Origin of the sequence: Paraburkholderia caledonica, from assembly GCF_000383275.1 — a bacterium.
GTDB lineage: Bacteria > Pseudomonadota > Gammaproteobacteria > Burkholderiales > Burkholderiaceae > Paraburkholderia > Paraburkholderia caledonica.
Window position 1 is genome coordinate 604,584 of the sequence record NZ_KB911036.1, and the last position, 7,036, is coordinate 611,619.

Consider the following 7,036-nt stretch of genomic DNA (forward strand, 5'->3'; position numbering starts at 1 on the left):
AAGGTATAGCCAGGCGCACGGTACGGCGCCTGGCGCCGCCGTGCATTCGAAACGTCCGCCCAGACTTCTTAGCAGGACGTGATGATGTCGACAATCCGGTCCATTTGCGGGTCGGACAGAGTCGGGAAGATCGGCAGACAGAGCACTCGTTGTGCGGCGTCGGACGCGATCGGCAGATTCGCTCGATGCGCCGTCGGCAAGCCACGGTACATCGGAAAATCCGAAATCAGCGGATAGAAGTAACGACGCACGATGACGTTGTGTTCGCGGAATCGCTCGTACAACGCGTCGCGGCTCAACGGATACTTGTCGCCGACGAGAATCGGGAAGTACGCGTGATTCGAGACCGTATCTTCGCACGCGGGCAGGCAGTGAATGCCCTGTACTTTGGCGAGCAGTTCACAGTAGCGGGCGGAGATATCGCGGCGGCGTGCAAGCGCTTCGTCGATATGTTCGAGTTGCAGCAAGCCGAACGCCGCGTTGATCTCGCTCATCTTGCCGTTGATGCCGGGCGCCACCACGGTGGTTTCGTCCACGATGCCGAAGTTTTTCAGGTGATCCACACGCTGCTTCGTCTTGGCGTCGGGACAGATGATCGCGCCGCCTTCGAAAGTGTTGAACACCTTCGTTGCGTGGAAGCTGAGCACCGAAAGATCGCCGTGTCGCAGAACGCTCTTGCCGCCGGTTTTAACACCGAACGCGTGAGCGGCGTCGTAGATGACCTTCAGGTTGTAGTTGTCTGCAATCTTCTGGATGGCGTCGGTGTCGCACGGATAGCCATAGCAATGCACCGGCAGAATCGCGGTTGTTTGCGGCGTGATCGCGGCCTCGATCTTCGCGGGGTCCATGTTGAGCGTCACAGGGTCCACGTCGACGAATACCGGCTTGATGCCGTTCCACAGTAGCGAGTGGCCGGTCGCGACAAACGAATACGGGGTCGTGATGACTTCGCCGGTAATGCGCAAAGCCTGCAACGCGGTAACGAGAGCGAGCGTGCCGTTGGACAGCAGCGCGAGGTGGTCGACGCCCAGATATTCTTCAAGCGCTTTCTCGAGGCGCTGGTGAAATGGGCCGCCGTTAGTCAGGATCTTGCGGTCCCAGATTTCCCGCAGATACGGGACGAAATCGTCGAGCGGCGGCAGGTGCGGCTGCGTGACGTAGATCGTTTCCTGGGTCAGCGCCGAGAGCGCTTCGGCTGGTAGGCTCGCATTCATATTCGCGTCTTCACTTTTATTGAGGACAATGCCCGGACGAATCCGTCACGCCGCTGTTTTGACTTCAGGCTCTGTTTCCGGCTTGGCGTCGGTCTTAGCGTCGGCCTTGGAATTCGACTTCAGGTCGGGCTTGTCCTCGGGCGCAGGCGGCGGGCACCAGTCCGCAGGCAAGGTCGCTTCGAATGCGCTCGGCGTTTCTTCGGCGCACCAGCGTTTCCACATCGTGCGCAGCGCGATCGACAGACCGCCGGCCACCTTCTCCGGCTGGAACGGCACAGAACCCTGGCAGCGATCGCGCATGCCGATGCGAAGACGGCTCAACGCATCCAGATCGCGCGTCAAGTCGATACTCTTCTGCACGAACTCTTCCTTGTCGCGCGCGACGAATTCGTGAAGTCCAACCTGTTCGAGCCAGCCCGCACCGCATCGGCTCGGCATCGAGATGCCTGGCATCGTCACGGTCGGCACGCCCATCCATAGCGCGTTAAGCGTGGTTGTCGAACCCACGTACGGGAACGTATCGAGGCACAGGTCGACGTGATGATGCTGTTGCATATAAACGGGCAACGTCGTGCGAGGGCAGAACGTGAGCCGCGACGTGTCGATGCCTTCGGCCCGGAACCAGTCCAGATAGGTCTCTTCGTCGAGCTTGCTGCCGATCGCGCCGATGACCATGCGCGAGGTCGGCTGCGCACGCAGAATCGTGCTCCACAGCGCAATGACCTCGGGGCTCAGCTTGTTCAGCCGGTTGAAGCTGCCGTACGTGATGTAGCCCTTGTGCAGAGCAGGCAGGCCATTGACCGGCGGGCAGTTCGGCGGCGGCATATATGCGGTCGACGACGGCAACAGTGCGAGCTTTTCGGTGAACTGTTCCGTGAACTCGTCGATAGGCGCGACGAAGCGGTCCGAGATGTAGTAATCGAACGCGGCCATGCCGGTGGTTCCCGGATAACCGATCCACGACGCCTGCACGGGCGCCGGCTTCTGCGCGAGCGCGACGATTCGCGTATGCGCGGTGTGTCCCGACAGATCGACCGCAATGTCGATGTTGTCGTCGCGGATCTTCTTCACCAGCGCGGCGTCGCTAATGTCGGCGACTGCATTCCAGGCGTGCGCGTGCGCGCGCAGTTGCTCCGTCATGTGATCCTGGAGCCCGAACGTGTAATAGAAGTGCAGCGACAGGTTCGGGTCGCGGCTCAGATGCCGCACGATCGGCAGGAAGTAGTAAGCCACCGCGTGGTTGCAGAAGTCGCCGGAAACAAAGCCGATCCGCAGCTTGCGGTCCGGATTGCGCTTGTTCGAATAGCGGCGGTTGCTGGCCGCGGGCACGTCGTGGATCTGGCCGAACACGCAGTGCTCCTTGTAGAGCGCCGCTTTGTCGATCGTGCTGTTGTGCGTCAGGCAGAACAGCAGGTTGCTACGCGCGTTGCTGTTGGTCGGCTCGAGTTCCAGCGAGAGACGCAGTGCCTTCTCCGCAAGATCCATCGCGCCGATGCCGAGGTAAAGCGTGCCAAGCGAGCTATGCACGGCGGCGGATCGCGGCGCGAGATCGGCGGCGCGCTGACACGATGCAATGGCCTCAGCACGTTTGCCGAGCGCAATCAGCGTCACGCCGAGAATACGGTGCGCTTCCGCGTGATCGGGAACGATCGCGAGCAGTTCGCGCACCTGGGTTTCCGCCTCGGCCAATGCGCCAGTGTGGCGCAGCGTGTCCGACAGAAGCAGGCGGCAGATCACATCGTTCGGGTCGAGTTCGACGGCCTTGCGCGCGGCCGGAATCACTTCCCGGAACTGGCTGTTCTTGTGCAGCGAAATAGACAGCGCGCGCCAGCATTCGCTGTCTTTCGGGTAGCGAGCCACCAGCTTGCGCGCCACGGCGACCGACTCGGCGATCTGGCCTTTGTGCACCAGCGTGTTGTGCTTATGCAGTTCGCCCTTTTCGGCCTGACGGTGCTTGGTCGTTTTTATCGACACTGGCGCCGCTTCGCGCTGCTCTTCCTGAGGCGCGGGTTCCTGCTGTTGCGCTTCGGCCGCCGTTTCGCCGACGATCAGCGTGATGTTGTTCGCCGTCGTTGGGCGCGCATTGGGGACCGTCTCGAGCTTGCGGTCCGGATAGGCCAGCTGCGTGATCAGGCCATTCAGCGCGGGACCGTTGACGCCCTGTTGCTGCGCCATTTCTACTGCGAGCCAGCCGGCCGCCGTCTGGTCGCTCTGGAACAGCGCGTTGATGTAGGCCACCCAGTACTGCCCGTTGGACGGCCGCACGCCCAGCGCGACCTCGAAGTGTGCGACGGCCTCAGCAGCACGGTCGGTCTGCACCTTGATCACGCCGAGGTTGTAGTTCGCATCGGGATGATTCGGCACCGCTTCGACGATCGCTTCGAAAAGCGCCCGCGCGTCGTCGACCTCACCCGCGTGATATTGCTCGATGGCGCTCTGCATGACGAGAGCGATGTCCTGAGCGCGTTGCTGTTCAGGAGAGAGAGGCTGGGGAGCCGAGAATTCGAATTGGATGGACATGATGCTCGCACGAGGAAGCTGTACGTTGGATTATCAAGTCGGAATTCGCAGCCTGAAGGGTGGAAGTGACGGCAAAATGGCCACCAATTCACCTGATTACGGACTCCCGGCGACGCCGCCATGAAACGCCGCTTGCAGGCCTTTCGGCAATGTGTCGACACGGGTTGCACGACGCCTTTGCGCGTGGCTTCCAGGGGCGTCGGCCGTCCTCGTGTGTCTCGCTGGAAGCACAAAAAGAAACGCCCGCGAAGGCGGGCGAGGGTGAAGCGTGCGCACCTTAATGCTGGCGCGCGTGTTGTTGTTCTTCTGTTCTGTCGTTCTGTCTTTCTGCGGTTCGTTCAACCGGCTGGCCGTTCGTAAAGCTTAAAGCTGCGCCGCCTTCTGATACTGATTCGCGGCGCTCACGCGGCGCATGGCAGCCGTGTATTCCGCCTGCAATTCGACCTGCGTGGTTTGTGCGTCGGCGACGATCGCGTCGTTGCGCGCGACGATCGAACGGATCACATCGAGCGACCCCTGAACCTGCTGGGCGTCGAGCGACATGATGAGCGGCGACCGGAGTTCGGCAAGTCGCGCGGCTTCGGGCCAGTCGGCCAGCGCGGCCGCATGCTCGATTTCGCCGGTCAGTGCCAGCACTTTCTCGATCAGGGCAGATTGCTCCATTTGCGGTTCTCCGTGCTGTTACTTGTTGGTCGCGAGCGCGCCGGCGCTGTTCGTGCCGCCGAAGAGCTGCGTCAGGTACGCCGAGTTGTTGCTCGTCGTGGCCATCAGCGTGTTGAGCGCGGTGAACTGCGCCGAGTACTGGCTCGTCAGTTGCGCGATGTAATCGTTCAGGCTCGTCTGCTGCGTCGTGAGACTTTTCAGATCGGAGTTCAGCGCGCTGGTTCGCGCGTCGATCATGCCGCCCGTCTGAGTGAAGTTCGTGATGCTGGTGCTGAGCTTTGCGCCGATACCGTTGGTCGAGTTGAAAATCGACGCTACGGTTGTCGAATTGTTCGTCAACGCGTTATTGAGCGCCGTGCTGTCGACCTGCAGCGTGCCGTCGGCCTGCAGCGAGATGCCGATCGAGCCGAGGCTGTTGGTCGTGCTGCCGTCTTTCACACCGCCTGCAATGATCGAAGCCAGCGTGTTCTTGATGGTGTTGAGCGTGGAGTCGCCGAGCAACGGGCCTTGCGTGGTCGCGCCAGACGTGTACTGCGCGAGGGTGCCCATCGTCGTCACGACGGTGTTGTAGAGCGACACGAAGTTGTTGATCGTGCTGGCCTGCGTCGCGGTGTCGGTTGCCACGGTCAGCGTCTGCGTGGTCGCCGGACTCGTAACCGCTGCGGAAGTCAGGTTCAGTGTCACACCTGCGATCGCGCTGGTCACTGCGTTCGTCGAACTGGATGCCGCGACGTTGTTGATGGTGAATTCGGCGTCCTGTGCGGCAGAGCTTTGCGTCCACGCGTTCGAGCTGTTCGCCGACACAAAAGTCGACTGGCCGCCCGTCGTGCTGGCAGTGGACGTCACGCCGAGGCTCGACAGACCGTTATCGCCGGTCACATTGTTGACTGCGACGCTGATCGTACTCGCCGCACCGGTCCCGGAAGAGGCCAGCACGAGGTGGGCGCCGTCGGTGCCGTTGACGACTGTCGCGGTAACGCCAGGATTGCCGGTCGCGCTGTTGATCGCTGCGGCGATGCCGGCCACGGTGTTATTGCTGCTGTCGATCGATACATTGAACGACTTGCTGCCGAGTGAAACGGCGAGCGTTCCGGAGCCAAGTGTCTGGTTCGCGGTGAATTTGGAAGACGTCAGCGCCTGCGCCGTTGCGATTTGCGAGACGGCGACGCTATAGCTGCCCGCCACCGCGCCCGTTTTGGCCGTCGCGGTGATGCCGGTGCCGCCCGTCATGGTGGCGGTGAAAGTGGATGCAAGCCCGCCGTTGGACAGCGAGCTGAGGCCGCTCTCCAGCGCGCCGAGCGCGGCCGAGAGCGTGCCGAATGCGGAAATCTGGGTGTTGTCGCTGCTTTGCTTGGCTGCCATTGCTGCAACCTGGCCTGCAGTTTTGGAATTCACGAGCGCCGTGACGAGCGAGTTGACATCCAGCGAGGTGTTGCCGGTCGCGCCGCTGATGACCGATTGCATGGCCTGCTGCAGGGCTGCGTTGTCGGCTGCGACTGTCGCCGAGGCTGCGCTTGCCGCCGATGAACTCGTAATCGTTGACATGGAAATGCTCCGTGCGTCCGTTTTGATGCGTGATTGACGTGACAGAAATGCAGGATGGAAGGCGAACCTTCCATCGAATAGCTAAAAACCGGACAACGCGCTTAGCGCGCGAAGCCCGGTCAAACTTCAGAAGCTATTACTGGAGCAGCTTCAGAACTTGCTGCGGCTGCGAGTTGGCTTGCGCCAGAACCGAGATACCAGCTTGTTGCAGCACTTGAGCCTTCGAGAGGTTAGCCGTTTCCTGCGCGAAGTTCGCGTCGGTGATCTGCGATTGTGCCGACGACAGGTCGGTTGCTTCTGCTTGCTGCGACGTTGCAATCGCGCTGAAGCGGTTCTGTGCTGCACCGAGACTTGCTTGCAGGTTGCTGACTGAGGTCAATGCGTTGTCGATTGCTACCATCGCCACGTTCGCGCCCTTGACCGTGCTGATGTCGAGGCTCGAAACGGTGGTGTTGGATGCGTTGACCGCATTGATTTGCGCCGTCGCGTTGGTGATCGACGTGCCCAGTGCGGCGTTCGTCGTGTCGTACGCAGCCGTCGACATCGTCAGCGAGGTGATCGGCGAAGTCGTCGTCGCGCTCGTCGAAGTACCGCTCGAGAAAATCGACTGAGCGACTGTTGCGCCGATCGAGCCACCATTCTGGTCGGTGAACGTGAAGCCGCCATGACCGTCGGACAGAACGTTGATCGAGGTGATCGCGCTGCCGGTGTAGCCAGCCGTCGCTGCTGCGCCGGTCGACGCGTTGATGTCGAGACCGCTGATCGTGCCAGCCAGTTGGCCGGTTGCCAGGGAACCGCTACCCAGGCTAGCTGCCGACATGCTCTTCGACAGGTCGAGGTTGATCGTCTGACCGACGTTCGCGCCAACCTGGAAGCCCACGATACCAGCCGAGCCGTCCAGAATGTTCGTGCCGTTGTACGTCGTTTGCGACGCGATACGGTTCACTTCCTGGATTTGCTGTGCAACTTCTTTCTGCAGAGCTGCCTGGTCCGACGAGGACATCGTGCCCGTCGAAGCTTGCACAGCCAGCGTACGGATACGTTGCAGGCTGGACGTCAGCGAGGACAGCGCGCTCGACGCGGTCTGAATCAGC

The 7,036-nt window shown here is 61.5% G+C and carries 5 protein-coding genes; all 5 read right to left on the reverse strand.

From position 1 onward, the window contains the following. Positions 1-68: 68 nt before the first annotated feature. Positions 69-1,214 carry a DegT/DnrJ/EryC1/StrS family aminotransferase gene (locus tag H281_RS0112585; protein WP_020067464.1) on the reverse strand — a complete coding sequence of 382 codons (1,146 nt, stop codon included), beginning with the start codon at positions 1,212-1,214 and terminating at the stop codon, positions 69-71. 45 nt (positions 1,215-1,259) lie between these two features. Further along, positions 1,260-3,734: a tetratricopeptide repeat protein gene (locus H281_RS0112590; protein ID WP_027804529.1), complete on the reverse strand. Its 2,475-nt coding sequence runs from the start codon at positions 3,732-3,734 to the stop codon at positions 1,260-1,262. A 363-nt stretch (positions 3,735-4,097) separates the two neighbouring features. After that, entirely contained in the window at positions 4,098-4,397 is a 300-nt protein-coding gene (gene fliT, locus H281_RS0112595; RefSeq protein WP_020067466.1) for a flagellar protein FliT, read from the reverse strand. 18 nt (positions 4,398-4,415) lie between these two features. Continuing rightward, positions 4,416-5,942, reverse strand: coding sequence for a flagellar filament capping protein FliD (gene fliD / locus H281_RS0112600; protein WP_020067467.1), 1,527 nt, complete (start codon positions 5,940-5,942; stop codon positions 4,416-4,418). A 136-nt stretch (positions 5,943-6,078) separates the two neighbouring features. Continuing rightward, a partial coding sequence (locus H281_RS0112605; protein WP_020067468.1) for a flagellin occupies positions 6,079-7,036 on the reverse strand: 958 nt, incomplete at its 5' end.